Consider the following 21,939-nt stretch of genomic DNA (forward strand, 5'->3'; position numbering starts at 1 on the left):
CCTCTGTACAACGTCTTTTACTTTCTTCATCCAGGTGTCTACCTGGTACTACTCAGACCTCTCCCTCAGCCACTCGCTCAGGGGCAAGTGTGAGAAACGGGTTGTTTCTGATGTTTGGCGCCACGTCTGTCGGATTGAGTAATAGGTAGCCCTTCAGTGACTTCCCTGTCTTTCTCGGCCCGTTGACGTAGCAGGTCCAGATATTTTCTCCATTGCTGGCGGCTTTGCGGTGGATACCCAGTTGCTGAAAGCTCACCTGCAACTCTCTCCACTCCATGTCTACGTTCGGGTGCTCTGCCAGGTATTTGGTAAAGATGGTCGGGGTTACCAGTAGCACCGTGTTATCGACTCCATGGACCAGTGCACGCGAGTCATTGGTAATCATGGAGCGATCCGCGACTCCTTGTCTAAGTCATGTAACGAAATGTGTAGATATTGTATCTTTAATTTTCTCTGGCGCGTTAGTGTTTGTTTCTGACGCCAAGTTCCTGCTGCCTGTAAAAGTTTTTGGATTGTCTGCCCGTTGTACCTCGGGCGTGGCTACAACAGGTTCCAGTGGGGCTACGGGAGCCTCTGGCGTTCGTGGGACCAAGGGGGCTGGAGCCGGTGTTGTCACCTGAGCCGCTGCCGGCATGAGTTGATCGAACAAGGACAACATGACGTCGGTGGCATCGGCAGAATGGGTTTGGGATGCTGAGGGTACTGCCTCAGTCATTCCCTGTTGCGTCGTAACTGCCGCAGTTTCTATCTGTTGGGTCGCTGTCGCAGTCTTCTGTGTCGTCTCTCCGGGCAGCACTGATGATGTAGTGGACTGGAGCAGGTCATCGAGTGTGAAGGCTGTCGCAGCAGGCGGTGCTGTAGTGGCATCTGGAGCAGACGTTACCCGGTAGGACGTAGCTGGAGCAGTGATGTTATCTGGAGCACCTGTGCCAACGTCTGTATGTTCAGTATGTTCAGGTACAACAGTGCCTTTGAGGGATGCGGGGCGATCACTTGTGTTCTCCCAGATCAGTGAAGGGGCGACTTTGAGCAGCGTCAGGCTTTGCGTCCAGGGGTCTTTGCCTTCAACAGTGATCTGGCATTTCCAGATACTGCGTCCATCTGACGTGGGCTGGACCAGTCCATGAGCCTGCATTTCATCGAACAGGCGACTGTTGGAGGAGGGTATGCCTTCAATGCCCTGCTGGAGCAGATGGGCCTTCAATTGATCGACAACCGCTTTACTGACCAGCCAGAGGGTGTCATCGGTCAGATAGGCGGCAGCACCTGGCTGGTTAACGCGGATACCCCCTTGCTGCAGCAGGAAGCGTAGACCGCCAAGCAATTTGGACTGCAGAGAGCTCTTGGGAGCCGTAATCGCTTTACCAGGATTGCCGCCCAGGTTCGCGGCAACGCTGGCCTGATCCGCTTTGATAACGATCTCGCCCAGAATGCCGGCACGATCATGGTGGCCAGCAAGGACTGACAGCAGGGCACCGAATAACGCCGGGAAATGACTGAGCCAGTCCAACACGTAAGGTGTCAGGATCTGGGAGACGAGCAGGGCGCCCGCAGGCGCATGCACATGGTAGTCGCGTCCCTTGATATAGCGCACGCGGTACGGTTCCCGGATTGATCCATGCCAGGGATGCCAAGGCTTGCCAGAGGCTAGAGTGACCTCAATATCGACGGCGATCTTGCCGATGTCGTGACAAAGCGCACCGTAGGCTGCACCCGCTGTCCAGGCCTCGGCTTGTGCACTTTGCTCTTCGGGAGGCGCCCCTTGGGGCAATAGGTAGGATCGACGTAGCTTGAGGGCGTAGGCAATGATCTCCAGGCCGTGATCCAGCATACCGCCGAGGTGAGCGTGGTGATGGCTTTCCGACGCAGGAAGTAGCTGGACCAGCTCAGCGTAGCGCTCGATAGGTTCCATGTAGAGCGATTTGAAATGGGCTTCGGGCAGACTGGTCATTTGCCAGATCAGCTGCAGCAGTTGCTGTCTGGCAGGGGAAGCCAGGAGCTGCTTTGCCGACAGGGGGCGTATCAGGCCGCTGTCCGTCAGGTAGTCGCTGGGATTGAGCTCAGTAGGTGCTGTGGATGCGGGACCGGAGGGGGTCTTTGAAATGACTGGGGCAGTGGTCCCTTTTGAGCTTAGGCCAATCAGAGATCCTGAGCGTTTCAACAAACCGCGTAACATCAGACGTGCACCTCTTGCGCCTTTTGGCCGTTTGGCCTTTTCCATCCAGTTGAAAAGGGCCTTTTCCGGGTAAGCCCGTTACCTTTAACCCCCTTCCCTTGATGCCATTCCCTTCCGGCCATTCCCGTCAATCCATTCCCTTACTTTCCCTTCCAGTCCTTTTTCGCCATTTTTCCGTTTGGGAACAAGGGTTAAATCTCAGAGGTGGCCAGAGTGATGAAGCTGGCTGATATAGCGCAGTGAATGTCTGGGATGGCATTGCTATCTTATGACGTTATTCGTAAAGCAGGTTTGGTGATGGCGTTGACGGCGTGGGAAACCTATGTCGAGAACCGCATTGGTGAGGCGATCAATTCTCAGCTACGGCTGATTGCGGGTAGCCATTGTGGCGAGTTTATTCGGAAGAGGCTGGAAGGAGAGCTGAAACGTTTTCACAACCCGGATGCAAGCAAGACGAGGCAACTGTTTGTGGACTATCTGGGGGTTGATGTTACCGACAGTTGGGTTGGTCTGAATGCCGATGCGGCTACCAACAGAAAAGCATTGGACAACTGGATCAATAAACGAGGGCAAGCTGTACATCGTTCCAAAGTAAATGTTCCAGGGGCAACAGCTGCCCACCTGGTACGACGTGAGGATCTGGAGAGGGCTATTCGGTTTGTGAAAATGCTGGTTGAAACGACTGACTCCTGTCTGGAGCAAGTGCTCATGGGAAGGAATGGGTTACTTTGAACATGTTGCAAGGTATCAGCGGCCAAGTCACACTCCAATACAGAGCTTTTGTGCTGAAGATTGGGGCATACCTAATGCGGCCTTTCTCGTGAATATTAGTCGCATAGCGCAGATTAATAATAGGATGCGAAACCGGCGCTATTAGAGTAGGTCAGGAGGAGATCGCTGTAGCGCTATAGGTTTGACTTTTCGAGTTAAAAGTTGTGACGCTTCATACCTTTAACGGCAAACATGCCCAATTGTAGAGCTGCATTTTCTAGGAAAGCTGACCTAAGCACAGAATGGGCTCTTCTTGCCCTTCCGCCACGCAGTGAGCCCTAGATAGGCTACTTATCCTGGTAGACTTGCAGAGCAACTGATAACATTGACAGAGCAGTTTAGGTTGAGGTAGGGAAGGTTAGATGTTGTCGGTAGATGAGAAGATTATAAAAAAGATTCACTCTCTATATGATGTAGACAAAGAGTATTGGTCATTCTCTGGTAGGTCAAAGAGGACCCATTGCCATGGTTTCATAAAGTATCCAGCAATGATGGTTCCTGAAATGCAAGGGGAGCTAATTGATTTGTTTCTGAGCGTTCGAGAGGGTATTAACTCTGTATTTGATCCATTCGTAGGCTCTGGGACTACAATGGGAGAGTCAATTATTAGAGGTCTTGATTTTCAGGGTGTGGATATTAATCCTTTGGCAATATTAGCCTGCGAAACTAAGTCAGACTCCTTCTATCTATCTTCACTTGAGGAAAAAATAAATTTATTAAACCGCCGGTTGATTTTAGATAAGTCAGAGGCTGTTGAGGTTGATTTTCCGAAAATTGATAAATGGTTTACCCCTAGAGTAAAAATTGAGTTAAGCAAGATCAGAAGAGCAATAACTGCTGAGCCTAGTAAGTGGGCTAGGAGGTTCTTTTGGGTAGCTTTCAGTGACACGGTCAGAGATAGTTGTAATTCAAGAACCTCAACTTATAAGCTTCATATAAAACCACCTGGTTATTTAAATGATACAAGTTGTTGTCGTGATTTGTTTGTAAGAAAGATTGAATCAAATTTTAATTTGAAAAAAGAACAAAGAGAGTTATTGAAAGAAAGAGGTCTTCTTCCTCGTTCCCGCATAACTAGCACAGTAGATTTGCAAATATCTGATATTCGTAAGAAGCCTAATAAGCACGACTATGAAAGACATGACCTGCTAATAACATCTCCTCCATATGGCGATAACCAGACTACAGTTCCATACGGGCAGTTTTCATATCTTCCATTAATGTGGATTGATACAAAGGACTTGCGAAATAGTGTGCCAGATAACCTCCTTCTAAATTCATCATCAATAGATGCGGCTAGTCTTGGAGGCTCAAAGAGAGGTGCACTGTTAAATATTGATCGGCTTCGAGGATTATCAAAGAACTTTTCATCCAGCATGGATATTCTACTGAAGAGTAATAGTAGCGGCGTTGGACGTTTATCATCATTCATTAGAGATTTAGATGATTCCCTAGATAACATTCTTTTAAGAATGAAGTCAGGAGGATTCCTTGTCTGGACCTTAGGTAATCGACATATATCTGGTAATAAAATACCGCTAAATGAAATTTTGAGAGAGTTGCTGGAAAATAGGCGGTGCAGTTTTATAACGGAAATTGATAGAACTATTCCCTTTAAACGGATGGCAAGTAGAAATAGTAGCTCTCAGACTATGAATGAGGAAAAGGTCTTGATAATGACAAAAAGATAGTCCTTGTACACTCTCAATGTTTTTTAAATCTATATTTTGATTTTTTATATAAAAGGGATGGGGTATGTCAGAGGTATATTTAAAATTTGGGGGGAAAATTATCGAGGAACTCTCACAGAAAATTCCTTCCACGCTGTTTGCACTTAATGAACTAATTAAAAATGCTTATGACTCTTTCTCTCCGGATGTCACAATAAAAATTGATCCATTAAGGCAGACTGTAATTGTTTCTGATCATGGAAATGGGATGGGGGAGGATGATATTGCAAAATTATTTCATATATCTAGAAGTTCGAAGATTTATGGTTCTTTGATTAGCCAAGATGGGATAGAAAGAGTTACCCAAGGGTCTAAAGGTCTGGGATTTTTAGCGGCATTTAAATTTGGAGATAGAGTTGAATGGGTTACCTGTAAAAATAATATTCGTAGTAGGTTCTCATTAAAAAAGTCTACCTTAGTAGATAAAGAGGACTTAAGCGATACAAAAATTAATGTGATAACTGACTCTTGTGAGAGAAAAGGAACAGAAATAATAATTCACTCGAGTGATAGGATAATTGAAGAGTTATTAGAGGATTTAAAAGATGATAGGATGATCGAAAAACTGGTTGCTACTATCCAGGATGAATCGTTTGAAATTAAAGTTGATATTGAAAATCAAAAAAATAAATATTCAACTGGAAGGCTGGTGTGGCTTTGTTGCATAAATAGGCTTCAGCATACAAAGCCCCTTTCCCCAGACGAATTTATGCCATACGTACCGTCACCGGTGTTCCAAGCGACGTGAAGCGGTTCAGAATGGCGGCTCGCACCTGTAGTTCGGCCACCTGACGGTCGAAATCCTTCGCCATGATCCGCTCACCCAGTCGCTTGAAACACCGCATCTTGGTTTCTACCAGACTACGCCGATGGTAACCGCTCCACCTTTTCCAGAGCCCTTGCCCCAGATAACGCGTCACCCGCAAAATCGCGTTACGGGCCTTCGCTCCCGCTCGGCTCTCCTTCCACGGCCTCCCATTCCTGCGCGTGGGAATCACCGCTTCCGCCTCTCGCTGAGCGATCGCCTCATGACAGTCTCGGGTGTCGTAGGCACCATCACCGCTGACGGAGGCGATCTTTTCCTCCGCCGGAATCTGACTCAGTAACTTTGGCAGCATCGGGGCGTCACCCACGGTGTTGTCGGTGACCTCAATGGCCCGAATTTCCAGCGTCTGCGCATCAATACCTATATGCACTTTACGCCACTGGCGGCGGTAGTCTGCACCGTGTTTTTTCGTTTTCCACTCGCCTTCACCCAGCATTTTGATCCCTGTGCTATCAATCAGGAGATGCAGCCCCGACGTACTGGGGCGGTAAGGAATCACCACCTGTAGCGACTTCTGACGTCGGCATACCGTGCTGTAGTCCGGCGCAGGCCAGTTCAGTCCCGCCAGGCGGAGTAGACTTTGCACCATGCCCACCGCCTGACGCAGGGCCAGGCCGAACAGGTTTTTGATCGTCAGGCAGAACTGAATGGCCGCCTCGCTGAAGCGCTGCGTACGCCCTCGCTGGCCGCGCGGTGTTCCGTGCCAGGTCATGTTTCTGTCCAGCCAGATCATCAATGCCCCACGCGCTTTGAGCGCGGCGTTGTAGGACTTCCAGTTCGTTGTTTTGTACTTCGGGGAGGTAGGCTTGTTCATGCCTTCATTCTACAACACGGGAGCCTGTTCCGATTTGTGCAACAAAGCCGCTGGTGTCATATTTAAAAGAGAGTGAGGAAGATCAACTGTTTTATGTTAAGTACGACTCTGAAGAAAATGAAATACTATTCTATCACAACAAGGAATTGTTGAGATCTTATCCAGGACTTCTAGAGTCTGAAATTAGAACCGATTATGCGATAAATATAGAGCTGGTTATTTTTCATTTTGAAAGTGGAAGGAACTCAAAACAAGTATCACCATTGAATAGAAGAATTCATGATAGTGCACTCTATCCATTGGTTTATATAAATAGAAACTTATTCAATAACAACATTATCTTTGACCCAGAACTTCTTAGAAAGTCCAAGTCTACATTGGCCTTGCCCCAGATGATTGGCAGGATTAATCTGACAAGTCAGAGTAATGAGCTGGAGTTTAATTCGGACAGGACTAATTTTGTTGAAAATACACTGACGAAAAAAATAGTTAAGGATTTAAGAACACTGAATGAAGAAATCCAGACTAAAGGCTCTGAGTTAAAAAGAGAACTTAAAAGTAAACATGGAGGCCAGCTCCCAACTGGTAAAGCAATCGAAGTTCCAGAAGCTGAAGAGAATAAAATAAAGGTCGCAGCTATACTCATTAATCGGCAGTTGCCTTCATCTTATTTCATTCCTTCTGAACAAATTGATTTGGAGGATTATATTTATCAAGTAAGAAATAGTCGTGGAGAGGAGGTTGGTAAAAACAATGTGGAAATTGCTGTAGATAGCACCTTAGTGAATAATAGAATTTTGCCATCTATTGAGGACGTATGTGAAAAAGTAGTCTCTTTCAGATATAGAGATGAGCATACAGACCTGGTGTTGTCTGAAGTTGTTTTGAGGTTTGAAAGAAAAAATTCAAATGTTGCAGGTGAACCAAAAAATAAGTCTATATTTACAATAGAATCTAATTCCGAGTATAAGATTAAGGAAGGTGTTGTCTCTAATTTAATTTATGCGATTGATAAAGCCTATTTGACAAGGAGTCGAGGTGATTATTTACCACTGGTTGCGTGTTCTATTAGGACTATTTTTGAGTGCTCTGCTAATAAGTTATTAAAATCAAAAAAGCAATGGTTCGCTAAGATTGCTTTTGGCTCCTCAGATAAAGAGGCTAAAAAGGAGTTTGGTAATAGTTCGTTGTTGATGGATGTTTTCCATGTTCTGATTTTACTTAAGAAAAATCAGCCCCTTGTGAAAACAATTGCTGATGCTACAGGTATTAGCTTCAGTACCATGAATAATCTTTTGATTCTAGCAGATTTCAAGAATGCTGTAAGACTTTCAAATGTGGGGGCACACTCCTCATCTAGTTATCTAACGAAGTCTAAAATTGAGGAGTGTGCAGACAAGTGTGGTCTATTCGCGGTAATTTGTGATGTGTTGATAAATCTTGACAGTAGCGTTGCTAGTAGTTTTAGCGTTGTCAAAGTAGATGTTGATGATTTTAGACAAGTCCTAGGGGCATAAGTTTAGATCAATGTACATCACATCATCTTTTATACTGCCTTACGATGAAATGTATGCGGTAGTGGTGTTAGCCAAAAAGAGCAAGGCCCCTCTGGAGCCTTGCTGACTGGAATGATTCTATCGTGGTGATGGGTCAAGCAGGCTAGGTTTGGGAACAGCAGAGACTGGCTGATAGGGCAGGTGGCGTAGCCTGTTGTCCGTGGTAGGATTTTGCGCTTTCAGGTACTGGTGAGGAATGTTGGTACCGCTTCACCTCAGCAAGGAACGTGCTATGAGCAATCCCAGCGTTTGCCCCACACCCACAGGCTCAGCAGTGACCAGCAATCCCGCCGGTCAGCCCTACCTTGACGAACTCACCCCCATCGCCGAATACATGGCCAGAGAGATCAGCACTAACTTGCGTTCTCCTGACGTGCGGGCAATGAAACACCTGAACCATTCCGCTGACTACTTTCTCAATCATGCCCGTGAAATGAAAAACTGGGGTTTAGGGGAGTTACTGGACCGGGGTAAAGACAAGGCCAAAGGGCTGACGGCCCGAGAGGCCGCCATGATGATCTGGACCATGAAGGTGGCTCAGGATAGTAGCTGGGATCATAAGCCGGTGATTAGTCGGTGCTTTCATCCGCGTGATCCGCAGTCACAGCAGTATCATGCATGGCATAACCGCCGCTACTACTACGATATCTGGTCTAACATTCACTATGGCTTTATCGGTACGGCATCCGGTTTTACCAAATCCCAGTTGTTGGATGGAGCAGGCCTGGAGCAGATTGGAAGTGACTTATTTAGGCTGAACATGCCAGGTCGGAAAGGCCCTGATACAGGGAGGTTAAGAGACTTCGATGATCCCAGAGACCGCACCTCAATTCAGTTAGGTATCGATCTTTATCGAAAGAGCCCGGGCGGCCCATCGGCTGCTACGATAGTCACCAGCCTCATCAATAGCTCAGTGAAGTACCGGACATGAAACATTGGTTAGGCGTGCTAGCTACTCTGCTGATCGCACTCTGGTGGTACTACTTGCCATCAGGGCCAGTATGCTTTGTAGAGATCGAGTTTATTGCTCCAGATGGAACAGCACCGTTGTCCACGGCAGAAATTCTGTCAGGGGTTGATAAAGTAACACTTGCGAATATTCAGCCTGGAGAAAGCCAAACCGCTCGTATCTATCCTGGAGATGCTTCAGAAAACGAGATTGTGCTGTTTGTGAATCGCTATCCTACTTCCACTGAAAATAATAACTGGAGTGGCCAACGCTACTACCCTCCAGGCACTGCTTTCCGTACCCATATCCAGATTGATCAGGAGGGTAAGGTGATTTCTGAGAAGTCCTGTCAGTTACCGTGCTCCTTTGACTGATTCTGCTGGTTTGTGTTTGTCTTAGATGAGTAAGGCCCCACTGGGGCCTTACTGCATTAGGGTGAAGTTAAACGGGCAGGTTGGTTTAGTCTGTCAGTGTATCCGTGCTCCACACGTGTTGCAGATCCTGTATGTGCTCGTAGCCATCGGCGACTAGCCGTTGCTGCAGACGATCTGCATCTACTCCCTGGATCTCATCGGGAGAGAAGCGAACCACGACCCAACCGGGTTTATCCGGGTTGAGATGAGTGGCTAGTTTCTGCAATGCATCCAGGATAGATGCCTTTGCAGTGCCCGCTGGATCCGTGCCTTCGCCATAGGCAGGATGAGGGTCATAGAAGATGTCTCCCATGTTCTGTACTGCCTGGGTAGCCAGTTGCTCAATCAATTGGCTCAGAGAGTTCTCTGCGTCAGTGTTCATGAGTGCATGTCCTTATGCTGCGACAGGTGTTGGCTTGGTAGTGACGGTATAGGTTGCCCGTGGACTTTCAATCAGAGAAAGCTGGGTCAGAGGTGCGATACGGTCTGTATAGCGTACTGCTTCCGTTTCCGTACTGACCTCATCGGCTGCATTGACCTCACCGACTGGCGATGTGGCTGGTTCAGTGATGACGTGACCCACCTTCTGATCCTGATCTGCCCCGTCTTGTAGCAGTTTCCGCATGGCCTCTGCCTGAGTTCTACGCCGTAGTTTGGCGCTCCAATCGCCGAGGTAGTGGGCGAGGGTGTACATACGCCGACTGAATGCCATCGACAACGTGTTGCCGATGATAACCTCTGCTGGAATATGCAGGAGGGTCAGCTGGATGTAGCACATCCATGCAGCAATCGGGTCAATGTCGATTCCCTGTGCCCACATCTGTTGCTGGGGTGCATGCCCTCCGTTCCGCAGTTCTTCTGCGACAGCGATGATCATGCCCCCTGCACCGCAGGCAGGATCACTGACAGTGACAAAGCCATACAGATTATTGGCGAACGCATCATTATTACCGATGTTAAGCCGGGCAAGCATTCTCGACATCGAAAACGGGGTGAAAAACTGTCCCAGGTGACCTGATGAGATGTCCAGGCTCATGTAGAGTTCTCCCAGCACGTCACGGGGATGGCTCTCCAGTTCCATGGTGAGTACAGCGAACAGTTGGGTGAAGCGCATCACATCGTCTTTCTCATACTGCTTTACGATGTCGAGGTATTGCTGCTCCAGCGCCTGATCAAACGCCGCAGCGTTGTGTAGTGCGATACCTGACACCGTTACGAAGTCAGAAAACACTTTATAGCGGTGATGGTAGCGCGCAGTCTGGTTGAAGAGGGAGATGAACTCACGGGTACTCGCCGACTGGACTGTCGCCGTCACTTTTTCGGATGGGGTCATGATTGAGTCTCTGTGGTGAGGAAAAAGAAAAAGGCCCCGAAGGGCCTGAGTGAGAAGAGGATTCCAGTGAAGTTGAGAGAGGTCAGTCGATGGCTCTTAGAATGCTGCTTGCTTCGGCATGCGCACAGGCAAAGTCTCTGAGTCTGTAGAAACTCTCACCAACGTCGTCGTTATTTGTTTTCCATGCCAACATGTTGAGCGTAAACAGCGAGGCGACGATGCCGGCGGCATCAAAGCTCATGCTTCCAGTAAAGTGATTACTAGGGACTTCAAGCGTCAGTTGACCCTCTCCTATCGGGGCCATGTAGACCCCTCGATTCGACAGCGCGAAGAACTGCCATTGTCCACCGTGGTAGGCGTCGGCGTAGCTATCAAGCTGACGAAAGGTGTTCATCTCAAAGAGGATGGCATGGGCAGGCTTGCCTCCCAGATACTGAGAGAGCGTACTGCCAACATCGTCTGGCTGAATAAGGGTGCGGGTGATGCGGTTTTCTGAGGTCAGTGTCGACATGGTGATCTCCATAAAATAAGCACGGAGATACCGCCCGCTGGGGAGGTATCCCCATGCGGGCTGGTTGAGAAGCGTGCCTGGTGTCAGGCTATAAGCGTGAGTTAAACGCCGGGCTCAGTACGAGCTGGGCGTGAGTGTGACAGGTGTATATGTTTCACCGAGCCGAAGACCTGATGCCAGGGCGTGCGGTGTTCGATATACATATCCTGGTGAGTGTCATAGCTACCCGCCCGAAAGGCGTTGATAGTCTCATGCACTTCATCCCGAGTAGGACCTCCTTCCCATCGCACAATGATCTCGGTGAAACCATTCATCCGAACAGAGAACGTATGGCCAGGAAAACGGTGTTTCAGTGAAGCACGGATATTCCGTGACGCGAGCTTGGTGCTGTAGACATCGCCTGCGCCTGTTCGTTGCAGGTGCCGGTATTCAGCCGCCTGGCTGAGCCGTTTAACTTCGTCACTGAACCGCTTGTTAGCGGCCAGGATGTCCGTTGCGTTCATGGTTGATCTCCGAAAAGGGTTGCACGGAGACACCACCCACCGGGGACAGTATCCCCGAGTGGGTGAGGTGAAGTGGCCTGATAGTTCAGGCGGGCTATACGTCGAGCATCGATGACTGACTCTCAGGCCACGTTAATCATGACACCGGGTTGAGCCAGGGTGATGCAGGTTGAGTACATGATGGGGCTCCAAGAGCGGGAGACACATCGCCCCAGCGGAAGTGTGTCCCGCATGGGTAGAAGAGTGAATGGGCGATCTGTAGCGAGCGCTACTGTCACCGAAATGAAGAACAGCAAGGCCTCCTGATATGAGATGTCATCATCGTCAGACAGGTGACCACCCAGCGGGGCTAGCCGCTTTGGGGTGAGAAACTATGGCATCAGCATGTAGCGCATTGCGGTCAGAACGATGCCTATCCCTACAACCATCAGGCCGCCAAGGCGAACTGTTAGCTGCAGGCCCAATTTGTCGATCTTGTGTTCCAGTTTTTGCTCAATGCTGTCAACACGGTGGTTGAGGCGTTGCTCTAGTAACTGGAGATCGCTTTTGGTAGCCAAGCTATCGGACATCGCATTCTCCAAGGCATCAACAACAGCCTGAGCTTTATCTTCAGGAATGTTGGCAGATACCAGCGCTGCATACAGAGCGATATTTAATTGTAAGTGCATAAAAGGTCTCCAGTTGAAAACGGGAGACCACCCGTGGGGATGTCTCCCGCAGGGGTGTGAAAAATATAGTGAAGTCGGTGCCAGTCTCAGTAACTGAGTGCGTGTCTTCGCCAGGAGCTGAGGCACATCGCGCATGGTTTGCCGAGCTGATCAGCGATCAGTGCCACCTGATCGGCAGTGGCTGGGGTTCAGTCAACAGACTGATACACAGGAGTAATGATCAGGGAGGGGAGGGATGGGCGTCAAGCCTTACGAATATCAGTTACTTTGAAGTACCGTATTGTGTGAGTCATCAAAATTGAAGTGATCTACCTGATCACTCAAAGCGCATTACTGAACCGCCCCGGCTTTCGCGGAGGCTCCAACTTTTGAGAAGATGGAGCCATGAAAAAGAACAGCAAGTTTTCCCCTGAAGTCCGTGAGCGTGCGGTACGGATGATGTTTGAGCAGCGCGGTGAGCATGAGTCTCAGTGGGCTGCGATCGTATCGATCGCCAGCAAGATAGGCTGTAACCCACAGACGTTGTGTAACTGGGTGCGCCAGTATGAGCGTGATACGGGTCAGCGTGATTGACCACTCGCGAGCAGGAGCGGATCAGGTCGTTGGAGCGCGAGGTGCGGGAGCTGCGCAAAACCAACGAGATCCTGCGTCTGGCCAGCGCGTTTTTTGCCCAGGCGGAGCTCGACCGCCGCTTCAAGTCATAAGATCGTTCATCGACCAACAGCGGGCGCGGTTCGGGGTCGAGCCGCTCTGCAAGGTTCTGCAGATTGCCCCGTCCGCTTACCGGCGCCATGTTGCACGACAACGTCAGCCGGACCTGCGCAGCCGCCGAGACAAGCGCGATGAGGCGCTCAGCCACGACATTCGGCGGGTCTGGGAAGAGAACCTGCAGGTCTACGGTGCTGACAAGGTGTGGCGTGCGCTCAAGCGCCAGGGCGTTGCCGTGGCCCGCTGTACGGTGGAGCGATTGATGAAGCGTTTAGGACTGCATGGCGTACGCCGGGGCAAGGCGGTGCGAACCCCCCATGGAGATGAAAGCAGGCCCTGCCCGCTGGATCGGGTTAATCGGCAGTTCGTAGCCCAGCGCCCCAACCAGCTATGGGTCTCGGATTTCACCTATGTTTCGACCTGGCAAGGGTTCGTGTATGTGGCCTTCGTGGTGGATGTATTCTCGCGTTTCATTGTCGGCTGGCGCGTGAGCCGCAGCATGAGCACCGACTTCGTGCTGGATGCGCTGGAGCAGGCGCTATACGCCCGACGGCCAGAGCGGAACGCGCTGATCCACCACAGCGACCGGGGCTCGCAGTATGTGTCGCTGCGTTACAGCGAGCGGCTGGCTGAGATGGGGGTCGCGCCATCGGTGGGCAGCAAGGGCGACAGCTACGACAACGCGCTGGCAGAGACGATCAACGGTCTGTACAAGGCCGAAGTGATCCACCGGCGCCGCTGGCGCAGCCTGGAAGAGGTGGAACTGGCGACCCTCAATTGGGTGTCGTGGTTCAATCACCAGCGGCTGCTTGAGCCACTTGGCTATATTCCACCGGCAGAAGCTGAGGCAAACTACTACCGCAACCTCGGGAGTCAGGCCATTGCGGCTTGACTCAAACCAACCAGCCTCCGCAAAACTCGGGGTGGTTCACATTGAGTCCTAAATCGATTGGAATGGGATGTCCTTACTATCTATGTAACTCAGTAACGCTCATGGTAAACACCAAATCAGAGTCAGCTTGATTCGAATAGGAGTGAGGAACATCCGTTTTAGCTATAGCAGATTGACCTTCAAGCAGTTCTACTGTTTGACCATCAATATTCAAAGTGAGTATTCCAGACTCAACATGGAATAGTTCAAATGTACCGGGTGGATGACCGGGGGATTCAAAATGTTCGGATGGTTTCATTACCCAACGCCAAAGTTCTATCATGTTGGGGCCAGTCGTTCCTACCAATAACTTAGCACTACCACCATGTTCTCCATCCCACAGAGTTGGAATATCTTCTTTAGAAATGACATTGATGGTTGGGTTACTAGCCACATTGACAATATCGGCTACTGAAATACCAAGCGCAGCGGATAATTTACACAGAATAGCAATACTTGGATTAGCAGAGCCTTTTTCGATTTCAACTAGCATCCCTTTACTGATCCCTGCTTTTTTCGCCAATACATCGAGTGAAAGCTTGAGATGTTTGCGGTGCTCTTTGATTCTGGCAGCAACGGCTTGGTTGACAGTCTGGGCATTAGAACCACTATCGGTCATTATATTGACTTTTTCGGTCATAAATGTATCTTGTAGCAAATGAGTCATGAGAGGAATTATCTAATGGTTACACTACTACCGTCAATTGACAGTCGCATTTCTAATATTGCGCCTGAATTTAAAGCATTAAGTATCACAGTTAAAGGAACTGAAGTTCAAGACGTTACGTATGCAAAGGACGTTTTAAAGGAAGCTTGTGCATCTATCTTGGAAAGCGATTTTTGTTGGGCTGAGTCTCACATCAATGCGTGGGGAGACGTTTTTCGTCAATTTGGTTCGAAACCTAATCGAACGCCTTGCTCTGCCGCAGCGCTTAGAAAACGAGTATTAAAAGATGGAACAATGTCAAGTATTGACCCTATTGTAGACATTTATAATGCCATCAGTATTCGATACGCCATACCTGTTGGTGGTGAAGACATGGATAGCTATCAAGGAACACCAACACTCACTATTGCAGATGGTACTGAATCTTTTGACACCATTAAAAATGGTGAGGCTTCAATTGAAAACCCTGACGTTGGGGAAGTTATTTGGCGCGATGATATCGGCGTAACTTGTCGTCGTTGGAACTGGAGACAAGGTGTTAGAACTCGAATTGAACCCGACACACGTAACATGTGGTTTATTCTAGAAAGCTTGCCAGAAATGCCACTAGAAAGCTTGCGAGAAGCAGGGGACGAAATGATCAAACACTTGCAAGTGATCATGCCTGAGTCAGTGATAGAGCAATCGTTGGTGTTTGCTTCAAAATCCATTGAGGTTTGATGTGATAAATACTTTGTTAACGGGTGCCGTTGTTTCTGGAAGTTTGATTGTCGCAATCGGTAGCCAAAATGCGTTTCTATTAAAGTGCGGATTAAAAAAGCAATACGCACTGTCCGTTGCCACTGTCTGTTTTCTTGGTGACATTCTTCTCATCAGTACTGGTGTACTTGGTATAGGGACACTTCTCTATAAAGCACCATTATGGAAAGACCTTTTGACTCTTGGCGGCGTAGTATTTCTTTTCTGGTATGGCTACCAATCTGCAAAATCAGCGTGGAAAGGTTCAAGTCACCTAGAGTTGGAGAATTCGGACATTGCCCAGAGTTGGTTAAAAGTCGTTTTGATGGCGATGGCTATCACTTTTTTAAATCCACATGTCTATCTGGATACGGTGGTGATCCTTGGTGGTGTGACTGCTCAAATGGAACCTGATGAAAAACTATTGTTTGTTATCGGGGCGCTGGTTGCATCAGGGATATGGTTCTATGGCTTGGTGTATTTGGCTAACAAGTTGATCCCACTCTTTAGTAAGCCAAGAACATGGCGAATGTTAGATTCTGCGATTTCATGCATCATGTTTGGTATTGCATTAAAGCTGGTAACACCTCTGCTAAGCCAATACATATAGAACGTCGTTATAACGCCATTTTTTCAATAAGTTAATTCTATTTTAGAAGGTGAATTTCATGTTTGTTGGGCTATCTGCATTTCCCTTAACACCAATGTACGATGATTCTGTTGATGAAAAAGCTTTTATAGGTCTTATTCAGCGCTTGGTTAATGCTGAGGTGGATTCTATTGGGGTATTGGGGTCGACTGGTAACTATGCGTACCTCACAAGAGAAGAACGAAAAAGAGTCGCGCAGATTGCGGTTCAACACGCAGAAAACATACCTGTCATGGTTGGTATTAGTGCTTTAAACCTAAGAGATGTACTCCTAAATGCCGAAGACGCTCAAGCGGCAGGAGCAAGTGCAGTGTTATTAGCGCCAATGTCATACCAGCAGTTGAAAGAAAATGAAGTGTATAAGTTGTATGAAGTTGTCACTTCTAATCTATCCGTTCCTCTGTGCGTCTATGATAATCCTGGCACTACACATTTTAATTTCAGTGATGAACTGCACGGGCGTATCGCTCAGTTACCCAATGTCAGGTCAATAAAAATCCCAGGTGTGCCGATGGAACCTCAAGCCGCTTTAGATCGAGTAAACCGCCTCCGTGCTTTAATTCCCGATCATGTATCCATAGGTATTAGTGGTGATGCTTGTGCTGCTACCGGATTGAACGCAGGATGTGACGTTTGGTATTCAGTCATTGGTGGCTTATACCCTGAAGTAGCTCAATCGTTTACAACAGCAGCACAGAAAGGAGATACTCAAGAAACGTTGCGCCTGTCAAACCGCTTAGCTCCGATGTGGGAACTATTCCATCGTAATGGAGGAAGTCTTCGTGTTGTAGCTGCTGCGGCTGAGATTCAAAACTTAGTTAAGCCTCCCTGTTTGCCGTTGCCACTTAGGGCATTAGAAGGAAAGGAAAGGAAAGAATTAGCACTATTGCTTAATAGTTTAGAATTATCATGATGTTAGGGTGGTTTTTTTTGGTTTGTAACTCACAAAGATACAGTTAAGGATGATTGCAATGGATGCTATTAATTACCCTCTAATCTTAGTGGCAGCATTAGCTGCGATAGCGAGTCCTGGGCCTGCGACATTAGCTATTGCTAGTGCATCAATGAGTCATGGTCGAATTTACGGCTTAGGTCTAGCTTGTGGCGTGCTCACTGGTTCGCTGTTTTGGTCTTGTAGTGCAGCGTTTGGTTTGGCGGCACTGCTCAGTTCAAATGTTTGGATATTTGAAGTCATACGGTATTGTGGCGCTGCTTATTTGATTTATTTGTCGTTGAAATCTTTACGTTCTGCCGTCGGAAAATCTACATTGACATTAGTTCAAAGTCATTCAACAACGCTGACCAATATTTATTTCAAAGGTTTACTTATTCACCTGACTAATCCCAAAGCCATATTGTATTTCGCCTCTCTGTACTCCATCGGTGTTCCTGCAACTGCGCAGGTTTCTGATTTGGTGACAGTGATATTGTCTGTTGGAATGTTGAGTTCCAGTGTCTTTCTTGGTTACGCTGTTCTTTTCTCTAACCATAGAGCGAGAAATATCTATCTAAAATCGAAAGTCATGTTTGAATGTACGTTTGCTGCTTTTTTTGGTTTTGCTGGAATGAAAATTTTGACGGGTGATATTGTTAGGTAGTTCTTAACATACCTGTATTGGAAGACGACTTCCCCCGTTTTGGGAGTGATCTGCTGGGACGACCTAGCCCTGTTATTACTTGGAGGGGCTATGCCTTGGTTCTATCTTCTCATTGCTGGATTACTTGAAATTGTCTGGGCTTACACAATGAAGCAATCTTACGGTTTCACTCGACTTATTCCATCGCTCATAACTATTTTTGCAATGATGGCAAGTTTTTGGTTACTAGCGATTGCTATGCGCTCTATACCTCTTGGAACGGCGTATACAATTTGGACAGGGATTGGTTCTGTCGGTGCATTCCTTGTTGGAGTTTTGTGGCTAGCTGAACCTGTTAACGTTTTGAGAGTTATCGCAGCCGTACTGATTATTATGGGGCTTATTTTAATGAAACTATCAAGTCTCTAGGTACCATCAATTCATGCAGCAAAATCGACCTTTGTAATCAACATCGGGTTCTGGGTTAACTGACTTTTCCATACTATAAGTTATTCATGACTTACTAATTTAGCAAAATCACTGAAACAGATATGTCCCAGAAACAAGTTACAGCTTCACCATAATCGGTTTGATGTATGTGAAAACGCGGGCCGGTACACCATCACCGGGCTTTGTTGCATAAATAGATGTCAGCATATAAGACCCCTTACCCCAGATGATCTTATGGTATGCGCACCGTCATCGGTGTCCCGAGCCGCGTAAAGCGATTCAATATTGCCGCCCGCACCTGAAGCTCGGCGACCTGCCGGTCAAAATCCCTTGCCATCACGCGTTCACCCAGCCGCTTGAAACAGTGCATTTTGGTTTCCACCAGACTACGCCGATGATAACCGCTCCACTTCTTCCAGAGCGTCCGGCCCAGCCGGCGGGTGGCCCGCAGAATCTCATTCCTGGCAGAGGCCCCCGGGCGATTTTCCTTCCACGGCTTCGCATTCTGGCGGGTGGGTATCACCGCCTCTGCCTCTCGCCGGGCTATCGCCTCATGACAGCCTCGCGTGTCGTAGGCACCATCTCCACTGACAGACGCTATCTTCTCCTCCACCGGTATCTGACTCAGCAACCCGGGCAGCATCGGTGCGTCCCCCACCGCATTGTCGGTCACCTCAATAGCCCGGATTTCCAGCGTGTGCGCATCGATGCCCAGATGCACCTTGCGCCATTGGCGGCGGTAGTCCGCACCGTGCTTTTTGGTTTTCCATTCCCCTTCGCCCAGCATCTTGATACCGGTGCTGTCGATCAACAGATGCAGTCCGGTCGTGGCTGGGCAGCAAGGAATCACGACCTGCAGCGACTTCTGGCGCCGACAGACGGTGCTGTAGTCGGGGGTTGGCCAATCCAGCCCTGCCAGTTTAAGCAGGCTTTGTACCATGCCCACCGCCTGGCGCAGGGCCAGGTTGTAGAGGCATTTAATGGTCAGGCAGAACTGAATGGCTGCATCGCTGAAGGTGGGCGTACGTCCTCGCTTCCCGCACGCAGAACCGTACCAGTTCATGTCACGGTCGAGCCAGATCATCAGCGATCCACGCGCTTTGAGCGCGGCGTTGTAGGACTTCCAATTGATGGTCTTGTACTGAGGTGAGGCCGGTTTATTCATGCCGTCATTCTACAGCATGGGACTCAACATGATTTGTGCAACAAAGCCCCATCACCGGCCCGTGTGCTTTCTAACTACTTGCGTCGGCCAAACGGCCAATACCTCATTTTGTCGATTCGCTCGACCGATCTCGTCATGTCCTTATAAGCACGCCCGGCCAGCTTGTTTTGGAATACCTCCATTTTGTCGGCAATGGCTTTCATCTTCGGGCCGTGCCCGGTTTTGTGCAGCCACTGGCCCAAAAAATAGGAGGCCACTATCACAATGAACATCACTGCGAAGAAACCAAATACCTCTGCAAGGTTTTGAGGTGGAAAGTTAAACTCCATAATCAGTAATCCTTACTTAGTTAGGCCATGCGACCTTTTTTAACAAAACTGGCAACCTCTTCGTTGCGCTCCTGCTGGCGTTCTTGGGCATACGAAACGTAGTCCTCAACGTCGAAGGTGTGATTTTCCGGGTCGCGCTCTTGCCATTCTGCGTGTGCTTGACGGGCTTCTTCCTGGTCCTCAATGGATAGACCATCAAAGCCGCCGGTTTGATTCATCCAGCCAGTGCCGCCACCGCCTAAGCTATCGTTGTCAAATGCAGGGGAAGCCTCGTCAAGGCTTTGTTGCACAAATCATGTTGAGTCCCATGCTGTAGAATGACGGCATGAATAAACCGGCCTCACCTCAGTACAAGACCATCAATTGGAAGTCCTACAACGCCGCGCTCAAAGCGCGTGGATCGCTGATGATCTGGCTCGACCGTGACATGAACTGGTACGGTTCTGCGTGCGGGAAGCGAGGACGTACGCCCACCTTCAGCGATGCCGCCATTCAGTTCTGCCTGACCATTAAATGCCTCTACACCTGGCCCTGCGCCAGGCGGTGGGCATGGTACAAAGCCTGCTTAAACTGGCAGGGCTGGATTGGCCAACCCCCGACTACAGCACCGTTTGTCGGCGCCAGAAGTCGCTGCAGGTCGTGATTCCTTGCCACCCAGCCACGACCGGACTGCATCTGTTGATCGACAGCACCGGTATCAAGATGCTGGGCGAAGGGGAATGGAAAACCAAAAAGCACGGTGCGGACTACCGCCGCCAATGGCGCAAGGTGCATCTGGGCATCGATGCGCACACGCTGGAAATCCGGGCTATTGAAGTGACCGACAATGCGGTGGGGGACGCGCCGATGCTGCCCGGGTTGCTGAGTCAGATACCAGTGGAGGAGAAGATAGCGTCTGTCAGCGGAGATGGTGCCTACGACACGCGAGGCTGTCATGAGGCGATAGCCCGGCGAGAGGCAGAGGCGGTGATACCCACCCGCCAGAATGCGAAGCCGTGGAAGGAAAATCGCCCGGGGGCTTCTGCCAGGAATGAGATTCTGCGGGGTACCCGCCGGCTGGGCCGGACGCTCTGGAAGAAGTGGAGCGGTTATCATCGGCGTAGTCTGGTGGAAACCAAAATGCACTGTTTCAAGCGACTGGGTGAACGCGTGATGGCAAGGGACTTTGACCGGCAGGTCGCCGAGCTTCAGGTGCGGGCGGCAATATTGAATCGCTTTACGCGGCTCGGGACACCGATGACGGTGCGCATACCATAAGATCATCTGGGGTAAGGGGTCTTATATGCTGACATCTATTTATGCAACAAAGCCCTGCTGATGAAAGAAACCTTTATCATGGTTGTCGATTTCGAGCTATCCAATTAGAAGGCATATCGTCTCTTTCGAGGCTATTCATGGTTAGGCGTGAGCTTTCACTTTCTTGAGCATGTCATTTCATTTTTCTTCGGCACCGTTTGGTGAGAGCGCTCTCCAATATCAGAATCAGAATTTATAGCTCGATGTAATACAGCTCTAGCTCGCGAGCAAGATAAGTGTATAAAAAGGATCGTTTTCGGACCCCTCTCAAACACCCTGTCCTAAAATTAGCCTTTCCCTATTTTGTACACGCCGTATGATACGAACACTGATTTCGTACATGTAGGTGCACGTATGTCCCGCATTTTCGTCTATGCCCGTGTCAGCACTGCTGACCAACATACTGATAACCAGATACAAGAAGTTGTTGCGGCGGGCTTTGCTGTAAATCAACGGCGGATCGTAACAGAGCACATCAGCGGCAGTGTAGCAGCGCTTGAGCGTCCGCAGTTTGCCAGACTGCTGGATCGCCTGGAGCCCGGAGATATATTGATCGTGACCAAGCTGGATAGGCTGGGTCGCAATGCCATGGATGTTCGGGCCACCATAGAACTTCTGGCAGAAGATGGTATCCATGTTCATTGCCTGGCATTGGGAGGTGCGGATCTGACCAGCCCTGCAGGCCGGATGACGATGATGGTGATGAATGCGGTCGCGGAGTTTGAGCGAGATTTGCTGATAGAGCGCACTCAGGCAGGTCTGGCAAGAGCGCGTGCCGAAGGGAAGAGGCTAGGGCGCCCACCGGCATTGAGTGACGAAGATCAGGTCAAAGTCATTGACCGCTTAGCGGCAGGAGTGTCTGTCGCTCAGGTGGCACGAAATTTTGGGACTACCCGGCAGTCGATCATGCGGATCAGGGCAAAGCAGTTGGAGTATCACAACATGGGGCAAGATCTATCAGGTGGAGCTTGAGAGCGCTTGAACGACATAGGGTGTACTACCCATAAATGAAAAAAGGTGGAGCTATAAGCTCCAAGTACTACGACAACATCAAATGTTGAAGGGCTAGCCGCTGCCTAACCTTCCCACTACTTGCCCTTTACAGGCTGACCATGGGGGGTGCTACGCGGGCCTCATCTGGATTTAAAGAGCGGGGAGGCTCAAACACACTCTGTAGCC

The 21,939-nt window shown here is 49.1% G+C and carries 23 protein-coding genes, 3 pseudogenes and 1 other annotated feature; of the genes and pseudogenes, 14 read left to right on the forward strand and 12 right to left on the reverse strand.

Annotation, left to right across the window (positions count from 1 at the left end; all coding sequences use genetic code 11):
* Positions 1-52: 52 nt before the first annotated feature.
* Together QCD60_RS19280 and mobH are read right to left on the reverse strand one after the other, a co-directional pair.
* Positions 53-400, reverse strand: a pseudogene (locus tag QCD60_RS19280) (DNA-binding domain-containing protein); the annotation flags it as partial.
* A 12-nt stretch (positions 401-412) separates the two neighbouring features.
* The gene (gene mobH, locus QCD60_RS19285) at positions 413-2,221 is read right to left on the reverse strand and encodes a MobH family relaxase (protein WP_347950218.1); all 1,809 of its coding nucleotides are present in this window, start codon (positions 2,219-2,221) and stop codon (positions 413-415) included.
* Between the two features lie 207 nt (positions 2,222-2,428).
* On the opposite strand from mobH, the gene QCD60_RS19290 reads away from it, so the two are divergent.
* The 3 genes from QCD60_RS19290 to QCD60_RS19300 all read left to right on the forward strand — a co-directional run bounded on the left by QCD60_RS19290 (position 2,429) and on the right by QCD60_RS19300 (position 5,425).
* Positions 2,429-2,908 carry a HEPN domain-containing protein gene (locus tag QCD60_RS19290; RefSeq protein ID WP_279787834.1) on the forward strand — a complete coding sequence of 160 codons (480 nt, stop codon included), beginning with the start codon at positions 2,429-2,431 and terminating at the stop codon, positions 2,906-2,908.
* A gap of 401 nt (positions 2,909-3,309) precedes the next feature.
* Positions 3,310-4,638 carry a hypothetical protein gene (locus tag QCD60_RS19295; RefSeq protein WP_279781216.1) on the forward strand — a complete coding sequence of 443 codons (1,329 nt, stop codon included), beginning with the start codon at positions 3,310-3,312 and terminating at the stop codon, positions 4,636-4,638.
* A gap of 64 nt (positions 4,639-4,702) precedes the next feature.
* Positions 4,703-5,425, forward strand: a complete 723-nt coding sequence (locus tag QCD60_RS19300; RefSeq protein WP_279781214.1) for an ATP-binding protein — start codon at positions 4,703-4,705, stop codon at positions 5,423-5,425.
* On the opposite strand, the gene QCD60_RS19305 is transcribed toward QCD60_RS19300, so the two are convergent.
* The gene (locus tag QCD60_RS19305; RefSeq protein WP_279781211.1) at positions 5,385-6,317 is read right to left on the reverse strand and encodes an IS5 family transposase; all 933 of its coding nucleotides are present in this window, start codon (positions 6,315-6,317) and stop codon (positions 5,385-5,387) included. The two genes, QCD60_RS19300 and QCD60_RS19305, sit on opposite strands and share 41 nt — an antisense overlap.
* Positions 6,318-6,370: 53 nt before the next feature.
* On the opposite strand from QCD60_RS19305, the gene QCD60_RS19310 reads away from it, so the two are divergent.
* The 3 genes from QCD60_RS19310 (at position 6,371) to QCD60_RS19320 (ending at position 9,196) form a co-directional block, all read left to right on the forward strand.
* Positions 6,371-7,834 (forward strand): hypothetical protein, encoded by a 1,464-nt coding sequence (locus QCD60_RS19310; RefSeq protein ID WP_279781209.1) that lies wholly within the window; start codon positions 6,371-6,373, stop codon positions 7,832-7,834.
* 271 nt (positions 7,835-8,105) lie between these two features.
* The gene (locus QCD60_RS19315) at positions 8,106-8,804 is read left to right on the forward strand and encodes a polymorphic toxin type 44 domain-containing protein (protein ID WP_279781207.1); all 699 of its coding nucleotides are present in this window, start codon (positions 8,106-8,108) and stop codon (positions 8,802-8,804) included.
* Entirely contained in the window at positions 8,801-9,196 is a 396-nt protein-coding gene (locus QCD60_RS19320; RefSeq protein ID WP_279781206.1) for a hypothetical protein, read from the forward strand. Before QCD60_RS19315 ends, QCD60_RS19320 begins: the two co-directional genes overlap by 4 nt.
* An 85-nt stretch (positions 9,197-9,281) precedes the next feature.
* On the opposite strand, the gene QCD60_RS19325 is transcribed toward QCD60_RS19320, so the two are convergent.
* The 5 genes from QCD60_RS19325 to QCD60_RS19345 form a co-directional block, all read right to left on the reverse strand.
* Complete coding sequence (locus tag QCD60_RS19325) at positions 9,282-9,617, reverse strand: hypothetical protein (protein WP_279781203.1); 336 nt, start codon at positions 9,615-9,617, stop codon at positions 9,282-9,284.
* A 12-nt stretch (positions 9,618-9,629) separates the two neighbouring features.
* Entirely contained in the window at positions 9,630-10,568 is a 939-nt protein-coding gene (locus tag QCD60_RS19330; RefSeq protein WP_279781201.1) for an N-6 DNA methylase, read from the reverse strand.
* An 82-nt stretch (positions 10,569-10,650) separates the two neighbouring features.
* Positions 10,651-11,079 (reverse strand): antirestriction protein, encoded by a 429-nt coding sequence (locus tag QCD60_RS19335; RefSeq protein WP_279781199.1) that lies wholly within the window; start codon positions 11,077-11,079, stop codon positions 10,651-10,653.
* Positions 11,080-11,180: 101 nt separating this feature from the next.
* A complete protein-coding gene (locus tag QCD60_RS19340; RefSeq protein ID WP_279781197.1) occupies positions 11,181-11,582 on the reverse strand; it encodes an LPD29 domain-containing protein in 402 nt (133 codons plus the stop codon).
* Positions 11,583-11,953: 371 nt separating this feature from the next.
* Positions 11,954-12,250 (reverse strand): hypothetical protein, encoded by a 297-nt coding sequence (locus QCD60_RS19345; protein ID WP_279781195.1) that lies wholly within the window; start codon positions 12,248-12,250, stop codon positions 11,954-11,956.
* A gap of 384 nt (positions 12,251-12,634) precedes the next feature.
* Here QCD60_RS19345 and QCD60_RS19350 point away from each other — a divergent pair.
* A pseudogene (locus tag QCD60_RS19350) lies at positions 12,635-13,850 on the forward strand (IS3 family transposase).
* Positions 12,909-13,025 (forward strand) — a sequence feature (AL1L pseudoknot). (Overlaps the previous pseudogene by 117 nt.)
* 76 nt (positions 13,851-13,926) lie before the next feature.
* Here QCD60_RS19350 and QCD60_RS19355 read toward each other — a convergent pair.
* Positions 13,927-14,529: a helix-turn-helix transcriptional regulator gene (locus QCD60_RS19355; protein WP_279781193.1), complete on the reverse strand. Its 603-nt coding sequence runs from the start codon at positions 14,527-14,529 to the stop codon at positions 13,927-13,929.
* A gap of 42 nt (positions 14,530-14,571) precedes the next feature.
* On the opposite strand from QCD60_RS19355, the gene QCD60_RS19360 reads away from it, so the two are divergent.
* From QCD60_RS19360 to QCD60_RS19380, 5 genes are all read left to right on the forward strand, one after another.
* Positions 14,572-15,276 (forward strand): B3/4 domain-containing protein, encoded by a 705-nt coding sequence (locus tag QCD60_RS19360; RefSeq protein WP_279781191.1) that lies wholly within the window; start codon positions 14,572-14,574, stop codon positions 15,274-15,276.
* Position 15,277: 1 nt separating this feature from the next.
* Complete coding sequence (locus QCD60_RS19365; RefSeq protein WP_279781189.1) at positions 15,278-15,904, forward strand: LysE/ArgO family amino acid transporter; 627 nt, start codon at positions 15,278-15,280, stop codon at positions 15,902-15,904.
* Between the two features lie 58 nt (positions 15,905-15,962).
* Positions 15,963-16,856: a dihydrodipicolinate synthase family protein gene (locus tag QCD60_RS19370; protein WP_279781187.1), complete on the forward strand. Its 894-nt coding sequence runs from the start codon at positions 15,963-15,965 to the stop codon at positions 16,854-16,856.
* A gap of 58 nt (positions 16,857-16,914) precedes the next feature.
* Positions 16,915-17,541 (forward strand): LysE family translocator, encoded by a 627-nt coding sequence (locus QCD60_RS19375; protein WP_279781185.1) that lies wholly within the window; start codon positions 16,915-16,917, stop codon positions 17,539-17,541.
* Positions 17,542-17,631: 90 nt separating this feature from the next.
* Positions 17,632-17,949, forward strand: coding sequence for a multidrug efflux SMR transporter (locus QCD60_RS19380; RefSeq protein WP_279781183.1), 318 nt, complete (start codon positions 17,632-17,634; stop codon positions 17,947-17,949).
* A gap of 253 nt (positions 17,950-18,202) precedes the next feature.
* Here QCD60_RS19380 and QCD60_RS19385 read toward each other — a convergent pair whose 3' ends face one another.
* The 3 genes from QCD60_RS19385 to QCD60_RS19395 all read right to left on the reverse strand — a co-directional run bounded on the left by QCD60_RS19385 (position 18,203) and on the right by QCD60_RS19395 (position 19,682).
* The gene (locus tag QCD60_RS19385) at positions 18,203-19,135 is read right to left on the reverse strand and encodes an IS5 family transposase (protein WP_279781181.1); all 933 of its coding nucleotides are present in this window, start codon (positions 19,133-19,135) and stop codon (positions 18,203-18,205) included.
* A 74-nt stretch (positions 19,136-19,209) separates the two neighbouring features.
* Positions 19,210-19,464 carry a hypothetical protein gene (locus QCD60_RS19390; RefSeq protein ID WP_279781179.1) on the reverse strand — a complete coding sequence of 85 codons (255 nt, stop codon included), beginning with the start codon at positions 19,462-19,464 and terminating at the stop codon, positions 19,210-19,212.
* A gap of 20 nt (positions 19,465-19,484) precedes the next feature.
* On the reverse strand, positions 19,485-19,682 hold the full coding sequence (locus tag QCD60_RS19395) for a conjugal transfer protein TrbL (RefSeq protein WP_279787856.1): 198 nt from the start codon (positions 19,680-19,682) through the stop codon (positions 19,485-19,487).
* Between the two features lie 107 nt (positions 19,683-19,789).
* On the opposite strand from QCD60_RS19395, the pseudogene QCD60_RS19400 reads away from it, so the two are divergent.
* Positions 19,790-20,721, forward strand: a pseudogene (locus QCD60_RS19400) (IS5 family transposase).
* A gap of 393 nt (positions 20,722-21,114) precedes the next feature.
* The gene (locus QCD60_RS19405) at positions 21,115-21,732 is read left to right on the forward strand and encodes a recombinase family protein (RefSeq protein WP_279781177.1); all 618 of its coding nucleotides are present in this window, start codon (positions 21,115-21,117) and stop codon (positions 21,730-21,732) included.
* The last annotated feature ends 207 nt before the right edge of the window (positions 21,733-21,939 follow it).

Origin of the sequence: Pokkaliibacter sp. MBI-7, from assembly GCF_029846635.1 — a bacterium.
Taxonomy (GTDB): Bacteria; Pseudomonadota; Gammaproteobacteria; order Pseudomonadales; family Balneatricaceae; genus Pokkaliibacter.

What these genes read in the sequence shown, in the direction of transcription:
- mobH (WP_347950218.1), bottom strand. Translation starts at nt 2,221, where the DNA reads ATGGAAAAGGCCAAACGGCCAAAAGGCGCAAGAGGTGCACGTCTGATG.
- QCD60_RS19290 (WP_279787834.1), top strand. Translation starts at nt 2,429, where the DNA reads ATGGCATTGCTATCTTATGACGTTATTCGTAAAGCAGGTTTGGTGATG.
- QCD60_RS19295 (WP_279781216.1), top strand. Translation starts at nt 3,310, where the DNA reads ATGTTGTCGGTAGATGAGAAGATTATAAAAAAGATTCACTCTCTATAT.
- QCD60_RS19300 (WP_279781214.1), top strand. Translation starts at nt 4,703, where the DNA reads ATGTCAGAGGTATATTTAAAATTTGGGGGGAAAATTATCGAGGAACTC.
- QCD60_RS19305 (WP_279781211.1), bottom strand. Translation starts at nt 6,317, where the DNA reads ATGAACAAGCCTACCTCCCCGAAGTACAAAACAACGAACTGGAAGTCC.
- QCD60_RS19315 (WP_279781207.1), top strand. Translation starts at nt 8,106, where the DNA reads ATGAGCAATCCCAGCGTTTGCCCCACACCCACAGGCTCAGCAGTGACC.
- QCD60_RS19320 (WP_279781206.1), top strand. Translation starts at nt 8,801, where the DNA reads ATGAAACATTGGTTAGGCGTGCTAGCTACTCTGCTGATCGCACTCTGG.
- QCD60_RS19325 (WP_279781203.1), bottom strand. Translation starts at nt 9,617, where the DNA reads ATGAACACTGACGCAGAGAACTCTCTGAGCCAATTGATTGAGCAACTG.
- QCD60_RS19330 (WP_279781201.1), bottom strand. Translation starts at nt 10,568, where the DNA reads ATGACCCCATCCGAAAAAGTGACGGCGACAGTCCAGTCGGCGAGTACC.
- QCD60_RS19335 (WP_279781199.1), bottom strand. Translation starts at nt 11,079, where the DNA reads ATGTCGACACTGACCTCAGAAAACCGCATCACCCGCACCCTTATTCAG.
- QCD60_RS19340 (WP_279781197.1), bottom strand. Translation starts at nt 11,582, where the DNA reads ATGAACGCAACGGACATCCTGGCCGCTAACAAGCGGTTCAGTGACGAA.
- QCD60_RS19345 (WP_279781195.1), bottom strand. Translation starts at nt 12,250, where the DNA reads ATGCACTTACAATTAAATATCGCTCTGTATGCAGCGCTGGTATCTGCC.
- QCD60_RS19355 (WP_279781193.1), bottom strand. Translation starts at nt 14,529, where the DNA reads ATGACCGAAAAAGTCAATATAATGACCGATAGTGGTTCTAATGCCCAG.
- QCD60_RS19360 (WP_279781191.1), top strand. Translation starts at nt 14,572, where the DNA reads ATGGTTACACTACTACCGTCAATTGACAGTCGCATTTCTAATATTGCG.
- QCD60_RS19370 (WP_279781187.1), top strand. Translation starts at nt 15,963, where the DNA reads ATGTTTGTTGGGCTATCTGCATTTCCCTTAACACCAATGTACGATGAT.
- QCD60_RS19375 (WP_279781185.1), top strand. Translation starts at nt 16,915, where the DNA reads ATGGATGCTATTAATTACCCTCTAATCTTAGTGGCAGCATTAGCTGCG.
- QCD60_RS19380 (WP_279781183.1), top strand. Translation starts at nt 17,632, where the DNA reads ATGCCTTGGTTCTATCTTCTCATTGCTGGATTACTTGAAATTGTCTGG.
- QCD60_RS19385 (WP_279781181.1), bottom strand. Translation starts at nt 19,135, where the DNA reads ATGAATAAACCGGCCTCACCTCAGTACAAGACCATCAATTGGAAGTCC.
- QCD60_RS19390 (WP_279781179.1), bottom strand. Translation starts at nt 19,464, where the DNA reads ATGGAGTTTAACTTTCCACCTCAAAACCTTGCAGAGGTATTTGGTTTC.
- QCD60_RS19395 (WP_279787856.1), bottom strand. Translation starts at nt 19,682, where the DNA reads ATGAATCAAACCGGCGGCTTTGATGGTCTATCCATTGAGGACCAGGAA.
- QCD60_RS19405 (WP_279781177.1), top strand. Translation starts at nt 21,115, where the DNA reads ATGTCCCGCATTTTCGTCTATGCCCGTGTCAGCACTGCTGACCAACAT.